Raw genomic sequence first — 20,556 nt, 5'->3', positions numbered from 1 at the left:
TTGCCGTTGCGTCCGATCTTGCGTATCAGCAAACAACCGGACTGCCGCGATCGATTGTCAGTTAGGTCACGATCAGCCGGATGATGCGGTTGCCCGGCCGGGCAATGATGCGGATGTATCGAACCCGCCATAGACCGTGGCATTGGTATTCGTTTGGTCGTTCGCCCGTGTGCACCGCCACCAAATCGTAATGTTCGTCGTCAAGCGATAAATCGATCTCATGCAACGGCGTTCCGGTCGCTTGGATACGGATGTCCGTTATGACGGTGTCACCTTCCATGTCGACCTTGATCCACGATTCAACGTCGGATTGCGGCTGCCACCAGCCGTCACCGGCATCGGTGACATGGAACGGTTCGTGTCCGGCAGCATAGGAGCCGGCGAAAACGGGATGATTCCGGGCAAGGTCGATGTCGCGTGATGCCGAACCCGTCTTCTTCGCCTCGTACCGCAGCTCATCCGCGTTCATGCAGCGAGGCGGAGGAACCATATCGATCACGGTCCGCGTGCTGTCAGGTGCATTGACCGTGATGACGGCAGATGCCGGGTCCAGCCCATCCGCTGTCGCCGTGATCTTGTTGGATCCTCCGTAGTATCCGCGAAACGTCGCCGCACCTTCCCCGTCCAGCAGACTACGACGCTCCGGACTCAACACCATGCTCTTGCCGGTCGGGAGTATGCCGAGTCCGTCGACATGTAACGTCACAGTGCGCTCGTCGGCAACCGGCTGACCGTTCGCATCACACAGTACGACGTGGAGGAACGCGTCCTCCTGCCCGTTGCCGGCGATCGTCGTCCGATCCGGTGTCAGGATGATTCGTTCGGCTGGGAGTCTCGATTTCGGCGCCGGAGCAGGGATACCGCGTAGCCGGGCCCGATACCAGTACCACGCGTTCTTAGGCAAACGATGGTAGTCGATCATACCCATGCGGCCCATTTCGCCGAGGATGCTGCCATGGTCAAACCCGCACCACAGGGCTTTCCCGCTACGCCATAGGTAATCCACGTCGGCTCCATCGGAAAAGTTGCCATCATAATGCCCCGGACGATCTTCGATGCGACTGCCGTACTCCGACACAAGATTCGCGAATCCGGGGTCGGGGAACAACGTCGCCCCATCCCCGTTGTAGCCGGTCACATCACCGATGCCACCAAAATCCCCACGTTGGGCTCCGCCCACTGCCGCCGGACGTGTGGGGTCCAGCTCGTGGACGCGGTTCACGAGTCGGCGCGCGAGGGCACGGGCCTTACCCATGACTTGATCGTCGGAGAAGAATGGCTCGTTGCATACACTCCAAGCGATCACGCTAGGATTGTTGCGATGCTGACGGATCATCTCCTCCAGCGTCGTCAGGCAATGTCGCTCGAACGGTTCCTGGTCATGCTCGCAGGGCGGATATCCGCTGGCAGTCCACCATCCTTCGATGTTCGGCCCTCCTGTACCCCAGAAGCACAGCTCCGACCAGTACATCACGCCGAGACGATCGCATTCGTCAACGAAGAACGGATGGTGCGGGTAGTGCGATCCACGGATGAAGTTCATGCCACAGTCCTTGATCATCCGTACGTCCCTGGTGATGGACGATCTGGTGACCGCGTCTGCCCAGCCGGCCTGGTCCTGATGCACATTGGCTCCGAGGATCCGCTCATGCCGCTCGTTCAGAAAAAATCCCTCGTCCTTGTCAAATCGGATCGTCCGTATGCCGAACTTCGTCCATTGGACATCGACTAATGTATCGCCATGATACAGGCCACTGCGCAGACGGTATAGGTTTGGATGGTCGAAATGCCACAGCTGTGGGTCTTCGATGCGCAGACACTGACGGATCTCGTCGACCTCATTATTCCCAACGACCATATCGATCGGCGAATCGCACACGGCTACACACCGATCGCCGAAGAACGCTTCCGAGCGCAGGATCAGGCCCGTGTCCCGAACATTGATGCGGGTGGATGCCATTATCATGGCCTCATGGCCGCCGAATCGCTCCGTGGTCACGGTAACACCCTGCCACCGCAGATGCGACGGCTCGACAACGTGCAGGTACACGTCACGGTAGATGCCGCCGTTGAACTGGTATTCGCCGGCCCGCGGGGCGACCTGCGGCTGCCATAGATTGTCGACGAGCACGGTCAGATGGTTCTCTCCAAGAACGAGCGCGTCGGTGACATCTATGCAAAAGCAGGTGTATCCACCAACATGTCTGCCGACCGGCACACCGTTCACAATGATTTCGGCACGTTGAAACGCACCAAGAAACTCCAAGAGCACCTGTTTGCCGGCCCAGTGCGACGGAACCACGAACGTTCGCGTATATGTGCCGTATCCGACGTAAAAGTCATTGGACATCTCGTACGGGATGCCGAACGAGTGTGGCAGGCCGACGTCACTCCAGTCGTCGGACGGTTCCGCCCGATGATCGCCATGACGGAACTTCCAATCGTTGTTCAGCAATATGGTGGTGCGCATTGTGACAAATCACTTTCCGTACAACGAGGCTGGATCGACGGCGATGCGCTGGCCGGCGGCGAATCGGATGTCGAGCGATGTCCCGTCTGGGCCGGTCAGACGAACTTCGCCGTCGCGCAGGCCGGTCAGGGTCAGCGAAGCGACACGGCCGTCGCGCCAGGTCAGGTCGGCGGTCGCGCCGGCTTCGAGCACGACGCCGCGCACGGTTCCCGAGGCGAGCGTCTTCGGCAGTGCGGGCAGCACGAACACCTCATCGCCGTAATCCTGAAACAGCGTCTCGTACATGGCGGCCACGGCGCCGAAATTGCCGTCGATCTGGAACGGCGGATGGTTGTCGAACAGGTTGTCGAGCGTGGAGCCCGTGAGCAGTTTGACGATGTTGGCCCATACCCGGTCGCGGTCGCGCATGCGCGCGTAGAGCGCGATCACCCACGCCTTGCTCCAGCCGGACGACCCCGATCCGTGGTCCATGCGCCACGCGACGAATTTCGCCGCAGCATCGGCCAGTTCGGGGGTGCGGTCGACGCGGATCTCACGGCCGGGGAACAGGCCGAACAGCGGGGAGAAATGCCTGTGGCCGGGTTCGGTTTCAGTCCGGTCATGGGGCCATTCCATGATCCGCCCGTCCGGGCCTATCGCGGTCGGGCGCAGGCCATCCAGCCGGTCGCGCACGTCCGCGGCAAGGCCGTCGCCATCCCGGCCAAGATCATGTGCGATGGCGAGATACTGGCCGAACAGCTCACGCAGTATCTGGTTGTCCATCGTCGAGCCGACGCACAGCACGCCGTCTCGTCCGTCGTCCGTCCGGTACGTGTTTTCGGGCGAAATGCTCGGCCCTACGGCCCAGTATCCGTCCGCATCGCGGATCATGGTGTCCGTGAAGAACAGCACGGCGTCGCGCAGCATGGCGAAATGCCGTTCGATGAACGCCCGGTCACGCGTGTACCGGTAGTGCTCGGCGATGTGCAGGCACAGCCATGCGCCGCCCAATGGCCAGATCGACGCGGGCATGCAGGCGTCTTGGGGCGCGCAGTCGCCCCAGATGTCGGTGTTGTGATGCGCCACGAACCCGCGTGCACCGTACATGTCACGGGCCACTTCGCGCCCGCGCGCGTCCATCCGGTGTACGTGGTCGAGCAGCGGCATGTGCAGTTCGCCCAGCCCGGCGCGTTCGGCGAACCAGTAGTTCATTTCGGCGTTGATGTTGATCGTGTACTTCGATCCCCACGCCGGCTCATAGTCGCGGTTCCAGATGCCTTGCAACGTGGCCGGCAGACTGCCCGCCCGGCTTGAGGCGATGAGCAGATACCGGCCGAACGCCAGGTACGTCTCCCACAGGGCGATGTCGGTGCCGCCGTCGGCGACACGACGCAGCCGTTGCGGCGTCGGCAGCGAGTCCAGTGCCGGGTCCTTGAGATCGTCACCGAACATGATCGCACCGCGATCGTACAAACGGCGGTAGTCGTCGACGTGACGGTCGCGCAGCCGTTCGTATCCGAGACGTTCCGCCGCGTCGAGTGTAGCCGCGCACCAGGCGGCAGGATCGGCCGAACGGAACGTGGTGCGCCCGGAGACCAGTATCGTCACCGTACGCGCGCCGGTCACGTCGACCGTCACACCGGTGCGTTCTATGGTGCCGCCGTCGGCGAGCACGCGTACGGCCATTTCGTATCCGATGCCGTTATCGCCGCCGTTGACGCCGTACAGCCGGATCGTGCGTCCATCGACCGGGGCCACGCCTCCGCACCGCCATATCAGCCCGTTGCGCACATCGTTGCGCGACACCGTGACCGTGCACGATACCGATGCCTGCACACCGGCGGCGGGTTCGATGCGGTAGACGAGCACGTCGTCGGGATTCGATGCGAAGCATTCGCCGTGCAGCGTCCGATCGCCCCGACTCCTGTCTACGAATGCCACCGCGTCATCCACGTTGAGCCCGCGACGAACCGTCGGAAGACGCTCCTCTTCACCGCCGTTGCCGTCAGAGACGTCGATCCATACGTCACCCAACGGCTCGTAGTGGCGCATGTCGGGCACCGGGGCGTACAGGCCGCGTTCGGCCAGACGCTGAGCCCCCTCGATGTCGCCGTCGAGCAACAGCGAACGCACGCGTCCGACGGTGCGGGCCGCATCGGGGTTCACGCGGCTCATCGGGCCACCGGACCATACCGAGTCCTCGTTGATCTGCAGGTGTTCGCGTCTCGCGCCGCCGTGAATCATCGCGCCGAGGAACCCGTTGCCGACCGGGATCGCCTCGTTCCAGTCGCGGGCTTCCGTGTCGAACAGTATCGTATGCGTCATCGTGTTACAGCCTCCTTGCTGTGGCTATGCTGACTCGTTGTCCCAATGCAGTCCGGTCAGTCCGTCGAGGATCGAACCGACCGCCCACGGCATCAGCGCGAACCATGTGCTGGCAGGCCGGCCGTCGGGATAATGCTCTTTCAGCAGTCCCTGGCTGTAGCAGAACCGTTCGGACATCCAGCCGACCTTGCCGTAATCGTATTCCCCGTCGACCGTGTTGTAGGTCTGGCAGCTCCACGTGACGGTGTCGTTCATGCGCGAGCGCACGTAGTAGTCGTCGTCGCGCGCGGCCAGGTAGTAGCTTATGTCGCCGATGACGTTGCTGGACATGGGATGGATGTGCGGGTTGCATGTCGAGGTGATGCTGCCACCGCAGCTCGACCATCCGACATGGTTCAGCGGAGGCACGTCAAGTGGCGAGTTCCAGCAGAATTTGAACGTGAACTCGTAGCACAACGCGTCGCGCATGTGGTCGAGGTAACGTTCGTCGCCGGTAATCTCATGCAGCCGACGCGTAGCTTTGATGTATGCGAGGATGCCTTCCGAATCGACTGCTTTGGACGTGTCGAGCGGGGTACCGTAGCATTCCATGCGGCACACGTACGTGTCATGGTAGTGCTGTTCGGCGTGACGCAGTCCGTCGAGATATCGCCGGTCGCCGGTGATGAGCGTCCAGTATGCGCCCGCCGCCAGGCACCATGCGCCCGCGAACGAATCGTAGACGATGCCGGTTCCGGTCCGCTCGCTGAACAGGTACGGGTATTCGTCGTCGCCGTTGCGGCTACGTTCGAACACGGCGATGACGCGCCCGGCGAAGTCAAGCCAATCGTCGTGGCGGACCGATCGGAATTCCAGCTCGTTGCGGTAGCAGTCGAGGATGTAGTACACGGCTTGACCGTCGAGATACGAGCTGTGACCGGCGGAGGGAAGCCGTTCGAACCACCACCCGTGATTGCTCCATGTTCCTTGGTTGACCGCGTCGAACGGCAGTCCGCTCGCCGGGTTCATCGAATCGTGCACGATGGCGTCGATGCAGTCGATGGCATGAGCGCGCATCGTCTCGTCGTTGAGCCGCAGCGCCGAAGAGAGCATGGGGCCTGCCGCCGCCATGCCGTTCGTCCAGCTGACCGAACCGAGTTCCTGATATTCGATCCCGTCCGCGCCCGGTCGGTCGGCGATGTCGTGATGAATGTCGAATACGAAGCCGGCGTACATGTGCCGGTCGGCCAACCATGCGTCACGGTCGACGGCTCCGCTCAGGTCGCGCACTGCCTGTTCGGGAGAGCCGACTGTACGCGGCGGCTGGTGGAATCGTCGGTATGTGTACCCGATGGCCGGTTCAATGCCGAGTTCGTCGGCGGCCGGATAGTCGAACACGTCGATGACGGTCGTGACGCGCTCCCCCGGCCGCAGCGTCAGGCAATTGTCTCCCATCGGCGCACGCTCATGCACGTTGGATGAGCTGACGAACAGCCACGGCGCGTTCTCATAGCCGAGCGTCACGCCGACGGACGGTGTGCCGGAAACGCTGCCGTCATCACAACAGTATCCGGCATACTGCACGAACGTTGCCGTCCCGGCGTCTCCGCGCGGCGACCAGTCCCGCAGATCGCCGTCGCCCGTATCAACCAGATACGGGCTGGCGCACAAGCCGACAATCCTTGCGCCGTCGAACATGAGCGCGCACGGGTTGGCGAGCCGGTCGCCACGCACCATCCACCATGAGGACGCCGGACAGGCCGGCTCTCCGGGCCGCATGCGCGGGAAACGATCGGGCACGGCGATCGGCGCTTCGCCGCGGTTGCGCCCGTACATGAATCCGGGAAGGAAGAACCGTATATCCTGCGACGAGACCCTCGTGTCGAACGGCAGATCGATACGGATCACCCCGTCGAACACTTGTGTGGACACGTTGATGATCGTAACCGTGTGACGCATTATGGCAATGTCGTCATGAAGGACATCCTGCTGATCGCTTACGACAAGCATGTCCGGATTCACAGGACCGTATTGCGTGCCACGACCGGTTCGATTTCGTACGGTAAATTCAAGCATCATTGCTCCTTGCAACAAAACATGGCTGGCTCATCTGATACCTTGTCGGACTTCATATGACCGTCCCTTTGCATTGCTCCTTCCTGAAGAGAGAGCCGCCAGCGGAGCTGGCTGAGGGGGTGAAATACCTGTCACGTTACATCCGGCAAAACTAGGCAGGCCGATCGTACTCACCACACCCGGATCCGGTTACGGCCCGGCGCAAGAGCCTCCAGCGGTCCTGCGTGGCGCGTTGCGCCAGCTGCCCGCACTCCGGTCATATCTGTGTCGAGCACGTACGGCGTGCCGTCGGCATGCTCGTAGAGTTCCTCGACGAGACGCGGCGTGCCGAGCGTCGCGGTGGTCACGATCGGCATGTTCGATGCCGCGACCGCTTCGGGCACCTCGCATTCGAGATACAATCCACCGTCCGATTCGACCAGGGTGATTGGCATGACCGCATCCGTCGCCGTCTCGGCGGCGTCAAGCCCGCCAAAATACGGCAGGTCGGCCGCGTTGCGTTCCGGCGGGCCGACGATCGAACCGTCTTCCGTCGCCGCACCGGCACCGGCAAGATACAGGTTGCCGCCCGCATACAACGGCTGCAGCGGGTTGCGCTCGCCGCCACCCTGCTGCGGGTCGAGCCACATGCGTCGAATCCGCTGCACGTACTCGGGTTGCGATACCGGATGGTCGGCGTATTCGCGCAACCCGAAGGCACCGATCGGCGCCTTGTCGAGCTGCGGCGCGAACACGTTGTTGAGGTAACGTTCGTCGCCGCCGGAGACGACCGCGCAGCCGGCCACCCCAGTGGTGTGCGGAAAATGATACGGCGTCGAGCGGTCGGGCACGGTGTGCGTCTCGATCGACCCGCAGATAAGGTTGTTGACGAACGCCCCACCCTGCGACCAGTTCTGGAACATGATGTCGGAGGCGAAAATGTTGTCATCGACGACATACGGGCCGTGGCTGACCTCGATCATCAGGTCGCGCACATTGCGGTGGAACACATTGCCGGTCACGCGCGTGCCCTGCGCCTGCCAGTCGAGCCACATGCCCAGCGAGCAGTCGTGGATGTTGTTGCGCGCGATCACCGTATCGAGCGCCGCATGGAACTTGATGCCGGCGACCTCCCAACCGAAGAACTCACGTTTGAGACCGATGCGGTGGATATGGTTGTGTTCGACGAGGCTGAACGCGCAGCCCATGTGACCGACGACGCCGTTCTGCCCGCAGTCGTAGATGTCGTTGTCGCGCACGATGTGCGAGCCGACCTGACCGCGCCGCCAGCCGACGCGCAGTCCCTTGAAGACCGCTTCCAGCTGGTACTGGTATCCGGTCTTGCGGTCGGTGCGCATCGAATCGTTGTCTCCGGACGAGATCTCCTTGCCGAGGCTGACGGCGCTGAACTTCGCGTCGTGCAGCACGTTGTCTTCGATGATCCAGCCGCACGACCAGTTCGGGCCGACCATGCCCCACTGCTGCGAGGTGGGCGGCGCCCAATCGCACGCGGCCTGACGCATCTCGAAGCCGCGCACGGTGATGTAGTTCACGAAATGGCGCGTCGGGAAGAAGCAGGTGCGGCGCACACTGATCTCGACCAGTTCCTCGTTCGGATCGTGATCATGGAAGTTCGCGGTGATCGTGGTCGTGCCGGCGGCCGCATCCACGATGGCATGCCACACGTAGCGTGTCTGATCCGGGTCGAGGACCGGGCAGTCGAGGCCGAGCGCATTGTCCTTGATCGTGGTGCGTTCGACCGGCTCATAGACGGCCTCAAGATCAGTGGACTCGTAGAACGAGCGGCCGTTCAGATACACGTCGCCCAGATGCTTGTGCGGTTCGCAGTCTGGTTTGGGCGATTCGAGCCAGTCGCCGGCGATGATCTCGGCAAACGGGTTGAATCCTGCGAACATCTCGTTGTCGAGTGTGACCGTCCATACGCGCGGATGGCCGTCGACCTGCCGCCATCCACCGACCGGTTCGGAGCCGGTGATGATGGGACGCCGCTCCCCCGACGCGCCCTGATAGACGATGCGATACTGGTCGTTCAACCCGCCGCGTAGCGGGTCGACCGATTCTCGGTACACGCCCTCGTGCACGGTGACGGTGTCGCCGGCGACGGCGAGTTCCGCCGCATGTGAGATCGTGGCGAACGGGTGCGCCGCATCGCCGAGGTTGTTATCGTCGCCGTTGACGCTGACATGGTATTCCGTCATTGGAATCGCTCCTTTTACATATGGGACAGATGGCGTATGGGTTGGATGGGACTATTCCCCGACCCGCATCTCGTCGGGGCCGAGGAACCGGAAATCGGAGAAGACCGCTTCGCCGCCCGTCTGCCGTGTCGAGTAGACGAACAGTCCGATACGGCATCCGATGAAGTAGTCGAGCGTGTAGTACAGCCGATATGTATCGCCCAGTCGTCGCCACTGGCCTTCGTGGCACTCGTCATCCGCATCGGCAACGGGTCGGTAGTGGAAGGTGACGGTGTCTGCCATGTCGGTGAAGTCGTATTCGGCGCGCAACTGCACCAGCGTGCCGTCGAGGGTCGCGGACGCGCTTTCGGCGGCCGGGGAGATCCAGTCGCCGTCTCCCCACAGGGCGCCGTCGCGGTACGGTTTGAATCGGACGGTCAGCTTCGGCCCGTCAGCAGTCTGTTCGACGCCGATGAACCGGTGGTATCCCTGCATTGCGGCCAGTCCCGCGATGTCGCCGTCGTACAGTCCGGACACGTCAAGCGTGACTTCGGCGGCGCAACGCGGACCGACGGTGCGTTGGGTGAGTGTGTTGCGAGCGTGGTTGATGTTCGTGACGACGCGGTCGGCGCGCAGGACCAGCGAGCCGGTCCGTTTGGTCAACGACCATGCGCTACGTTCGGGATTGTGGTTGAACTGCCAGAACGGTTTGAGATCGGTCGATTCGACGTCGGCCGCACCGTCGTGCGGCGTATACCGGAAATCGTCACTGCCGTTGAGCGGCGCGTACCGATGCCCCGCATGTTCCACGGTCACACCGGTCACGTTCACTTCATGCGGCACGCGGCCATTGTCGCCGAGAATCGGGAATCCGTCCTCGCCAAAGCGCATCGGCATGATCGTCAGCGCGCGGCCGAGCGCTCCACGATCATGCATCATAAATGCGTACCAGTCTCCGGAGGGCGTGTCCACCATGCCGCCCTGTGCGTCGCCGAGCCCGTGGAAGCCGAGGTCGTCGTCGAGGATCTCGCGTGCGGCGAACTCGCCATCCAAAGAATCGGCGACGAGGCATGCTTCGGTTTTGCTGTGATCCGGCGGGTAGTGGCAGGTCCACACGTAGTAGCGGCCGTCGTGTTTGTAGATGTGACATCCTTCGTAGCCGAGACCCGAGTTCGGGTCGTCCTCGGCGATGATGCGGTCGAGTCCACCCGGCTTGGGACGGCTGAGGTCGGGTTCGAGTTCGGTCAGGTGCAGCTGCATGTTGCCGTGGACGATGTAGACGCGACCGTCATCGTCGTACAGCACGCTGTTGTCGTGGTAGAAGCCTTCGATCACGCGTTTCGTCCACGGTCCGGCCGGGTTCTCGGCTTCGAGCACATAGGTCTTGCGCGTATCGTTGGCCACGAACACGACGCGGTACACACCGTCGTGATGGCGCAGCGACGGAGCCCACATGCCTTTGCCGTACGCGTTGCCGCCCGGCTCGTCGAGCCGTTCGCTCGGGGTGTCGTCCAGCTCGGCGTAGGCGTGGGCGAGGAATTCCCAGTGCACCAGATCGTAGGAGCGCAGGATGTCACAGCCGGGCATGAGGAACATCGTGGTGGTGGCCATATAGTAGGTGTCGCCGACCCGGATGATGTCCGGATCCGGGAAGTCGGAGTTGATGACCGGGTTGGTGCCGGTCACGGTCGTATATCGCGTGTCGTTCATCGTTGGCCTCGATTGCGTTCGTCATGTTGTGCCGCCGGCACGTCTATCGGTGGATCGATCTGCCGTGGGAGTCGGGGATGCCGCTCATGCGGTGGAAGTAGGTGTTGATCTGGTCGCGCCATTCGATCGCGTTGCGGCGTTGGCGTTGGAGGCGTTCGGCCACGTTCTCGAATGTCGCGTCGTCGATGCGTCCACGCAGTCCGTCCCAACGGCGGATGTAGTCGTCGACCGCCTCGACGCCGGCGAAATGCGTGTCGTAGATGTGCTGGATGACGGTTTTGCCGCTGTGCAGCACATGCGTGTACGGCACATGGTGGAAGAACAGCAGCACGTCGTCGGGGCAGGTGCCGGCGTCTTCCAGCGCGGCGGCGATGCGCGGCGCGTACTGGCCGATGTAGCCGGTGCCGGTGGCGACGGTGCGGTCGACGCCGGTGCCGTCACGGTCGGAGTAGTGGTAGGTGCCCCACCGGTCGTATTCGAAGTCGTTGACGCCGACGCCATAGTGGTTCTCGCGCTTGACCATGAATCCGACGCCGAGCGGCGCCACATAGGATTCGTAGGTCGCGTTGGAGGTATCGAGCATCCATTCGATCGTCTCTCGCGCCTCGTCGTCAGTTCGCGCGAACGTGAGCGAGGTCCATTCGCGGGCGATGGCATCCGCGGTGAGCGATCCGTCCCAGCACATGCGACCGTAGCCGTACAGGTTGGCCTGCGCGAGCTTGTGGCCGGTCCAGTTGTCGTCCATGCCGATGTTGGCGACGGCCGCATAGCCGATGTTGCGCCGGTCGACGGCGGCAAGCGGCAGGTATGCGGGGACGGTCACGGCCGTGTCCGCATCGTATCCGGTGTCGGTGTCGAGGCTCGCGAGCCATTGCGGCAGCATATAGTTGACGTCGATCTGATGGCCGAGGTATTCGGCGGTGATTTGGAATTCGACGATCAAGTTGGTATGCCGCATCGCGCCGATCAATGGGCTGAGCGGCTCGCTGGGCTGGAAATCAATGGGTCCGAACTTGACCTGCAGGATCGCGTTCGCCTCGAATCTGCCGTCCAGCGGGCGGAACGTGTCATAGGCGGCGCGGGCGCGGTCGAGCGTACGGTCGCGCCAGTCCATGTGACAGTCGTAGACGAACGCGCGCCAGATCACCCGTCCGCCATGCGGCTCGAGCGCGCGGGCGAACATGTTCGCACCGTCGGCATGGTCGCGTCCGTAGGAGAACGGCCCCGGCTCGCCTTCGGAGTCGGCCTTGACCACGAACCCGCCGAAGTCGGGGATCATGGCGTAGATGTCGTCCACGGTGCGCCGCCACCATGCGTTCACGGCCGGATCAAGCGGGTCGCAGGTGTCGAGTCCGCCGATGATCTTGGGCGCGGCGAAGTTGACCGACAGGTAGGTGTCGATGGCGTATTCGGAGAAGATGCGGGCGATCTGCGCGACACGATCGAGCCACGGGTGCGTGATGAGCCGGATCGCCACGCCGCGCACGTTCACGTTGTTCAGGCTGACCGCATTGATGCCGACGGAGGCGAGGAACCGTGCATAGGCCTCGATGCGGGCCATGTCGCCGCGGAACACGTCCGAGTCGCCACGTTCGGGGAATTCGAGGTATTCATGGTGCTCGTTGCTGTTCCAGCGGCCGAAGAAGATCGATTCGCCCGCATATCCGCGTTCGACCGAACCGTCGGTCTGGTCCCAGTGGTCGATCATGCGGATCGGCTGGGACGGAATGCTGACGATGCGCTCATCGATCGTCCCGCCGAGCATACGCCGGCGCATCCAGTCGTAGAAGCCGTAGATCAGCGCACGGGTCGTATTGCCCGTGATCTCGGTGACGCCGTCGGCGACGTCGATCGCGAATCCTTCGTCCGATTCGAGCACGGACGGTCGGGCCATCAACCGCACCGTCGAATCGCGCTCATCCGTGACGCATGGCCGTTCGAGCAGCTCGGCGATGTCCGCGCGGATGCGCAGCGACCGCGCGTCCTCACCGACCGCGCTCACGTCAAGAAAGAACACCTCGTCACGAACCGCGTCACGAACGACGTTCGGCTCCAGCCACATGTGATCGATCATGGAACTCAACTCCTCCAGTTACAGATTGAATACCGCGAATGACGGTTCAGTGGACGCGGACGCCGGCCAGGCAGCCGACGAATCCTCCGGCGTGCTCGGTGCTCAGGAAGCGTGCATCGTACGAGTGCAGCGTCCGTGAACGCGCGCCGGGCACGACGTCATGCAGGAATGCACCGCCCTCGTCCGGCAAGGCCTCAAGAGGCAACGCGAGCACGTCCAGCCGATTGCCGTGCAGACGCAGCCCAACCGCCTCTCCCGCCCGCAACGCAAACTGGTCCCATGCCGGTTCGTCTCCATCGACACGATGCACCACGGCGATCGGACCGTTCTGCGATGTCTTCACCTCTACAGTGATGTAATGCCTAGTGTCCTGACGCAGCATCAGCACGTCGCCCGGCATGATTGCACCGGACCAATCCATATCGTCGACCGGCCGGAACCGGTATCCGCCGGCGGCCTGCACACGGATGCTCGGCACGTCGTCGCCGATCGTGACGACATCGTCCGCCGCTTCTTCCACGGTTGCGTCCGCCACGGCGACGGCCATCGCACGACCGGTCTCGTCGACCGTCACACGCAGCCGATCGACCATCCGACCGCAGCCCGGAGCGACCGTCGGCCAGCCGGGATCTGTCCCCTCGCCCGGCAGCGCATGGGACGATCCCGACACATCCTCATAATCCCAGCGCACCGGCGCGATGAACGTCTCACGCCCCAGATAGCTGCGACGATCCCCGGTCTCGCCGTCCAACGTCTGCCGCACGCCAAGACAGGTCAGCATCCAGCCTGCATCGGGATGATGCAGCAGATCGGCATGGCCGATGCATTGCACCGGCTCGGCGGATCCCAGATGCCGGTGCGTGAGCACCGGATTGCGCTTGCACGCACGAAACAGGCGATCGTACTCGCCCAGCACGCTGCGCTCCCCCTCGCGCGCCGGCCGGATGACCACGCCGCGAGCCGTGCAGTCACGCTCGAAACCGGCGAGCGCCGCGGCGAGCCCGTCCGACGCGAACGCGCGCATCATCATCTCGCTGTGATCAAACGATGTGCCGCCTTCCGCGGTCATCAGATACACCCAGTCACCTACACGGTACAGGTGTGGCCCCTCCGCCCACACCGCGTCGAGACCGTACCCGCGCCAGATCACGGTGCGCTCGCCGGCGATATCCCATGTGTCCGGGTCGAGCGGCGCGGTCCAGACCTCGGTCTGTCCGTCCCAGTGCGAGTCGACTGCGGGGCGCGTCTGCGTCCACCAGATGGTGCCATCCTTGTCCTCGAAGATGTCCGGGTCGATGCCCTGAGCGCCGGTCACCCAGAATGGTCCGCGCCACGGGCCTTCGAGCGTATCGGCGGTGATGATGAAGTTGCCTCCGGCCGCGTCGCAGCGGGACAGCTCATCGCCGAGCCCGGCCGCGATCGCACGGTCGCGGTCGATGCGGGTCGTGGTGCAGGCGATCACGTACTGTCCGCGGATGCGACGCAGGGTCGGCGCGTACAGGCCGCCGGAGTCGGCGACGCCATCGAGGAAGAGCCGGCGGGCCATGTCCTCGTCGACCGCGTCGGCGACATGCGTCCATGTGACGAAGTCGCGGGTCGTGTGGACCGGCAATCCGGGGATGAGTTCGAACGACGAGTTGACGAGCGCGACCTCGCCGCGTGTCTCGTCCCAGATCCATGAGGGGTCGGGATGCATGCCGCGCAGGATGGGGTTGTGGATGAATCGAATGTCAGTCATGGGTGGGTTCCTTATATCAGGGATGGTTCGCACAGACCTTCATCAGTCGCGCCGGTACCGGCCGGCGAGCGCGAGCATGGCGAAGGCGTAGAGGAAGTTGTCGTAGTAGCGGCGCGGACCGACGCGCATGGGCGTGTTCCATAGCAGGTCGACCCATGCGTGCGCGTTGCGTTCGGCGTCGGGATGGGCCGTCGGATCGGCATGGATGGCTGCGAGCGACCCTTCGGCGGTGGCGGCGATGAAGCCGACTGGATGCAGTACGCGTTCATCGGCGACGGGCGTGCCGTCCACCTCGTAGGCGCAGGTGCGGTCGTGGGTGAGGAAGAAGCGTTGCAGGGCCGCCACGCGGTCGCACAGTTCGGGCTCGGCCACGCCGTTCCAGCTGACGTCGAGGCCGATGTTGCCGGCGGTGCGGTAGGCATCGGAGTAGAACCAGTCGTGCTTGCCCCATTCCACGGCGACCGGCCTGCCGTCGTAGTCGGCGTATTCCGGGTTGAGTCCGGTCTCGGCATCGCACGCGCTCGTCAGGTATTCGCGACTGGCGGCCGCCGCGGCCTTCCAGAACGGGCGGTCCTCCTCGTCGACACACTCGGCGAACACTTCGTAGAAGTGCGGCAGATGGTACGAGGGGTCGCTCCAGCCGATGCCGGGCACGAATTCGATGAGATGGTTGCTGACGTCCCACATCGGCTCGCCATCCTCGTCGCGTCCCTTGTGCACGCAGTGGTGCAGCAGTTCACGGGCTTGGGCGGCGTAGTCGTAGATGCCGTCGCGGCCGCCCCACCGCCGGTCGGCGAGGAACAGGTCCATCGCGAAATACTCCTCGCCGTCCGGGGCCGGCCCGCTCGCGCGCTCGGACCCATCCGGCCTGACCGACCACGAGAAGTAGTGCGCGTGATGGCCGTCGGTCATGTGCATATGGGCCATGACCCAGCCCCAGAGCTTGTCGAACACGTCCTGTCGGTCGTATTGCACGGCGAGCATCATCGCGTAGCTCATGCCCTCGGTGCGTACGTCGTCGTTGCCGGTGTCCATCACATAGCCGAGACCGTCCTCGGTCTCCCAATAGAACTTGTCCGGCCCTTCGAAGATCTCGTGCCAGACCTGCGCGAGCCGCGCGTCGATGTCAGGCTGCGCGTAGCCGTACTGTGCGAACATGGATGGTGGTGATGTCATAGCGTGCTCCTTGTCGTGGAACGGTCTTCGTCGATGATCCGTCATCAGCCGGCGATGATGGTCTGCGTGGCCGTATGCATGCCGGGCGCGTCCGCCGACAATATGATGCGTCCCGGTTCGCCGGTCAGGCGGATCATGACACTGGCCACGCCCTGATGCAGGTGAATGGTGTCTTGGCCGTACGGCTCGTTGCCCATCAGATTGCCGTTATCGACAGCGATGATGCCGGCCGGGCCTGCGATGCGGAACCGCACGGGCGCGAACTCCCGGAACACCGGGTTGCCGGCCGCATCCAGGCATCGGACGGACAAGAGCCGTTCATATCCGCGTCGCGCCGGCAGCTCCATCGTCTCAGGCAGTGCGACGCGTCGGGTCGTATCGGCGAACTCCAATGTCACGGCCGGCGATATCGGCGTGTTCGTGGTCTCACGGCACACCTCATGGCCGTCGCGGTATCCGATGACGGTCAATACTCCGGGCTGGTAGGGCAGGTATCCGATGACGGCGCGGTTGGCGAACTCGCGTACCGGCCGGACGTAGAGCTCGCGTTGGTTCACCCGGATGCACACCTCGTCGCAATTGGTGGCGATCAGATACGGCACCACGTTCTTGTGGTATTGCGGGAATTCCCAATGTCCCACGAACGGCGGGATGTCCCAATGCTCCTTGACGTTCTCGTCAGGCTGCGTGTAGTCGGCCGCCATGAAGTGCACGAACGGCTCGCCGTCGGCGCACCAGTAGGAACGCATCAGCCAGTATCCGGCCTTCGGAACGCCGTTGGTGCGGATCAGCGCCCCCGACCATCCCTTCGACGGCCAACCCATCGACTCTCCCAGATAGTCGAATCCGGCCCAGATCGCCCCTCCGATCACGTACCGGTCACGTTCCGGCACCAGATTCGGGTTCTCGCTGATGTAATCCTGCATCTGCCATTCATGTCCGACGAACCATTGGTAGGTTTCCGAGCCGAAAATCGGCTTGTCGGGTATGGCCGCATTCACTTTGCCGTACCATTGCTCGGCGTAGTTGAGCACGGTCACGTCGGTAATGTCGGCGATCAGCTTGATGCGTGCGACGCGCTGGTCGGGGTCGTCGATCTCCTGATCCGCGGGGGCGTCGTCCGTGACTTGGATGATACCTTCCGTGCCGGCGGTATCGGCGGTCTCGGTCTGGAAGTGCGGGCTCATCGCGCACCCGACCGGACGACCGGTGTCGTCCAGACGATGAGCCTCGGCCACCAGATCGCGCAGGATGGCCAGCATCGAACGTTTCGCCTGGTTTTCGACCTCATTGCCCACGCCCCACATGACGATGCTGGGGCGATTGCGGTCGCGGCGGATCATGGCGGCAAGATCGGCACGCCATCCATCCTTGAAGAAACGCCGATAGTGCCCGGATTCCCATTTGTCGAACGGTTCGGCATACACATAGAAGCCCATTTCGTCCGCCAGATCGAGCATCTGTCTGGGATGCGCATGATGGGCGAGCCGCAGTCCGTTGCATCCCATGTCCTTGAGCTGTTCAAGCCGGTTCCGCATAAGTTCCTTGGTGGATGCCGAGCCGACGCAGCCGGCATCCTGATGCAGGCACACTCCGCGAAATATCGTGCGACGTCCGTTGACAATCATGCCCTGCTCGGCGTCGAACCGGATGTCTCGCAGTCCGATGCAAAGATCGATGCCATCCAGCATGTCGCAGGACGAGGAAGCGTCGTTCTTCTCCGGCAAGGCAAGCGTCAGCGTATACAGGTACGGATTTTCCGCGCTCCACAGCCGGGCATCGTCCACATGCATCCTCAGTCGTCCTTGGCCTCGCGCCTCGGCCACGGTTTCGCCGTCGGAGTCCCGCAGGGTGGCAACGACGGTCTCGCCCCTGAGCGTGTCCGTTCCGACGTCGACGGTCAGATCCGCAGACCGGGCGGTCCAGTCGACGTGCTGTCGGACGATAACGTCGCGTTCGTCGAGGTGTCGTTCAGGCAGTTCCATCCATGTGACGGTCCGGTAGATGCCCGATCCGCTGTACCATCGATCGGTCGGAGCCTCGTTGTTATCAGCACACACGAGGATGTCGTTGTCTCCTTCGAACACCGCATCGGTGACGTCGAGTCGGAACGGTGAATACCCGTAGTTCCAACCTCCTACAGGGGTTCCGTTGACGCTGACGCGCGCGTTCTCATACACGCCGTCGAAATCGAGATAGTACCGGTATCCTTCCCGTTTGGCATCGATATGGATCGTGCGCCGGTACCAGCCGGTGCCCTGCCATTCACGGAACGCCTGATCCACACCCCAATCGATATGGTCATGCACCGGATGGTTGATGACGAAATCATGGGGCAGGTCGACCGGGCGTCCGGTTCCGGCATTCGCCGGTGTCGGGCCTTCCGAGAATTCCCAGCCGTCCATGATCGGCATACGCACTGCATTCATGGTTCAGTTCCCTTCTTTGTGCGCCATGTCTTCCACCGTCTCCGAATCCGCTAGTCAATGGGCATGGCGAACGGGGTGGCGAGCAGGCCGTCCGAGTTTTCGAGCACCGGCGCGGGCGTGGGTGCCCATAGGAAGCGCAGACTGGCGTCGCGGCCGGGCGCGGTGCCGAGCGGCAGGTCGATGGCGATGCGGTCTCGGGCGATGATGCGGCCGTCGAACGTGGCGACGCGCGGCAGCCCGGTGCCGTTCACGATGTCGAAGCGTAGCGGGCCTGTCGCGCGCAGACCATCGCCGACATGCGTGAACCGCACGACGAGACGGTTCGGTTCGCTGTGCACCCAGCACGGGGTCGGTCCCATCGGCTCGCAGTCTCCGCCGTAGGCGAGCGTCTCGGCCGCCGCGGCCATGCGTTCGGCCACGGTCTTCTTGTCGAACGGGTGCAGGTCGCTGTCCTCGCCCGCATCGTAGGTCGTGACCATCGCGGTGTCGGCGATGGCGAGCGCCTTGCGCTGCTCGTCGCGCAGGTAGAGCCATGACGAGGGGTCGCCGAGCCGGTAGTTCGGCAACTGCGCGTAGATGAACGGAAAGTCACCCTGGGCGAACAGTCGCCGCCAGTCCTGTATGAGCGCCATCTGCAGTTCCGCGTAGCCGTAGGGATGCCAGCAGTTCGATTCGCCTTGGTACCACAGCACGCCGGTCAGGCCGAGACGCCTCAGCGGCACGATCATCGCGTTGTAGTCGCCGACCGGCTCCATGCGGAAGAACTCGTCGTTCGGCTTGACCGGCATCCATACGCTTCGGCGGAACCGCCATGCGCCGAGCGCGTCCACGTCGATCACGCCGTCGAGCGAGGCGATATCGGGATCGGCATGGTCGGTCAGGTCGCGTTCGAGCGCGTCGCCGACGACGATGAGATGCCGTTTGCCGGCCGTGAAGCCGCCCGTGGCTCCTTCGACCTTGAGCCGGATCGCGAGGGTGAACGTCTTCGGCAGGGCGGCGATGTCGTAGTCGCGCGGCGGATACTGGTAGAACGTCTCTCCGATCGGTTCGCCGTCGAGGTAGATGCGGTCGGCATCGTGGATGGTGCCGAAACGCAGCTGGGCCGGTTGGCCGGTGTACCGGTCGGGCACGGTGATGCGCTTGCGCAGCCAGACGATGCCGGGGGCTTGCAGTTCGGGCCGCTCGGATTCGGCGAGTTCCATCGTGCCCCAGTCGGAATCGTCGAAATCGGGATCCTGCCAGCGTTCATTAAGTCCGGTGTCCGCGTCGTCGGCCTCGCGGTCGTAGGCGGCCGCCGCCTCGGCGAACAGGCGCTGCTGTCGCGCCACGTAGTCGGGCGTGTACTTGCCGAAGTCGTCGGGCAGCGCTCCCATCGATTCGAGGCGTTCGCGGCTCATCCACGTCTCGATCTTGCTGCCGCCGACTGCGGCGTTCACCAGCCCGATCGGCACGTCGTGCATCTCGCGCAGCTTCCTGGCGAAGAACCAGCCGATCGCCGACATGTCGGCTGGACGGTCTCGGGCGGAGACGAACCATTCCCCCGCGTCCAGATCGCCGTGCTCACGCTGGAAGTCGAAGACCTGCGGCACGTTGAACCAACGGATGTTGCCGTCGTCGGCGTCATCCATGAGATGCGGGGCCTCGTCGGCGATGCGTTCCATGCGCATCTCCATGTTCGACTGGCCGGCGAGCAGCCATACGTCGCCGAACAGCACGTCGCGGATCGTCTTCGCCGTCTCGCCGTCCGTCACGGTGATCGTCGCCTCGGTGCCGGCGGTCTGCGCCGGCAAGACCGCCTCCCAACGGCCGTCCTCGCCCACAGTCGATGCGGCGGACGTGGACGATGCGACCGTCGCCAGCGTCGCCGTGACCGTGCTTCCAGGTTCCGAGATCCCCCACACGGCGACCGGCCTGTCACGCTGTATGAGGCAGTGGTCGGAAACCAGCGGGGTGATATGCAACGTCATGGTTGTGCTCCTTGATATGGGTGGGAATGATCCGGAAACTCCTGTATGGCGGCGAACCGACCCGACGCGTCGACTGACGAATCGAGCCGTGCCGTCAGAATTCGATGGTCATGGATTCGGGTGGAAAGCCGAGCAGCTCGGCGGATCGCGCATCGGGCTGGCTGATGCCGGCGTAGATCTCGAAACGGTTGCCGTCGACGATCTGTTCGCCGTTCTCGTCGTAGACCTTGAATGCGTCCGGATCGACCGGCAGAGTCAAGGTCTTGTTTTCTCCGGCCGTAAGCTCGACCGGCTGGAAACCGGCGAGCCGCCAGTTGCGCGGCGCGAGTGGCGAGTCAAGGTTCTTGACGTACACCTGCACGACTTCGCGCTCATCGCGCTTGCCCGTATTCTCGACGGTCAGGCTCACGTTCGCCGTGCGCGCGTCGTGGTTCAGGTCCACGCTCAGGTCGCCGA

11 protein-coding genes are annotated in these 20,556 nt (G+C 63.6%); all 11 read right to left on the bottom strand.

The features are described 5' to 3' along the window. Positions 1-61: 61 nt before the first annotated feature. Positions 62-2,470: a glycoside hydrolase family 2 protein gene (locus tag JS533_RS08965; protein WP_241514078.1), complete on the bottom strand. Its 2,409-nt coding sequence runs from the start codon at positions 2,468-2,470 to the stop codon at positions 62-64. A gap of 9 nt (positions 2,471-2,479) precedes the next feature. Beyond that, positions 2,480-4,774: a glycoside hydrolase family 95 protein gene (locus JS533_RS08960; protein ID WP_241514077.1), complete on the bottom strand. Its 2,295-nt coding sequence runs from the start codon at positions 4,772-4,774 to the stop codon at positions 2,480-2,482. Positions 4,775-4,798: 24 nt separating this feature from the next. Next, complete coding sequence (locus JS533_RS08955) at positions 4,799-6,685, bottom strand: hypothetical protein (RefSeq protein ID WP_241514076.1); 1,887 nt, start codon at positions 6,683-6,685, stop codon at positions 4,799-4,801. Positions 6,686-6,999: 314 nt separating this feature from the next. Next, positions 7,000-9,027: a right-handed parallel beta-helix repeat-containing protein gene (locus JS533_RS08950; protein WP_241514075.1), complete on the bottom strand. Its 2,028-nt coding sequence runs from the start codon at positions 9,025-9,027 to the stop codon at positions 7,000-7,002. A gap of 51 nt (positions 9,028-9,078) precedes the next feature. Next, complete coding sequence (locus tag JS533_RS08945) at positions 9,079-10,716, bottom strand: glycoside hydrolase family 43 protein (RefSeq protein ID WP_241514074.1); 1,638 nt, start codon at positions 10,714-10,716, stop codon at positions 9,079-9,081. 43 nt (positions 10,717-10,759) lie between these two features. Continuing rightward, positions 10,760-12,790, bottom strand: coding sequence for an alpha-glucuronidase (locus JS533_RS08940; protein ID WP_241514073.1), 2,031 nt, complete (start codon positions 12,788-12,790; stop codon positions 10,760-10,762). 46 nt (positions 12,791-12,836) lie between these two features. Further along, entirely contained in the window at positions 12,837-14,528 is a 1,692-nt protein-coding gene (locus JS533_RS08935; RefSeq protein WP_241514072.1) for a glycoside hydrolase family 43 protein, read from the bottom strand. Positions 14,529-14,570: 42 nt separating this feature from the next. Then, positions 14,571-15,704 carry a family 8 glycosyl hydrolase gene (locus JS533_RS08930; RefSeq protein WP_241514071.1) on the bottom strand — a complete coding sequence of 378 codons (1,134 nt, stop codon included), beginning with the start codon at positions 15,702-15,704 and terminating at the stop codon, positions 14,571-14,573. Between the two features lie 44 nt (positions 15,705-15,748). After that, positions 15,749-18,133, bottom strand: coding sequence for a glycoside hydrolase family 2 TIM barrel-domain containing protein (locus JS533_RS08925; protein WP_241514070.1), 2,385 nt, complete (start codon positions 18,131-18,133; stop codon positions 15,749-15,751). 50 nt (positions 18,134-18,183) lie between these two features. Next, the gene (locus JS533_RS08920; protein ID WP_241514069.1) at positions 18,184-20,100 is read right to left on the bottom strand and encodes a sialate O-acetylesterase; all 1,917 of its coding nucleotides are present in this window, start codon (positions 20,098-20,100) and stop codon (positions 18,184-18,186) included. A 94-nt stretch (positions 20,101-20,194) separates the two neighbouring features. Next, the coding region (locus JS533_RS08915) for a fibronectin type III-like domain-contianing protein (RefSeq protein ID WP_241514068.1) at positions 20,195-20,556 on the bottom strand (362 nt) is incomplete at its 5' end.

Origin of the sequence: Bifidobacterium amazonense (genome assembly GCF_018555435.2) — a bacterium.
Lineage (GTDB): Bacteria > Actinomycetota > Actinomycetes > Actinomycetales > Bifidobacteriaceae > Bifidobacterium > Bifidobacterium amazonense.
Note: the sequence above shows the minus strand (reverse complement) of the source record. Positions and strands in the feature narration are given on the sequence as shown.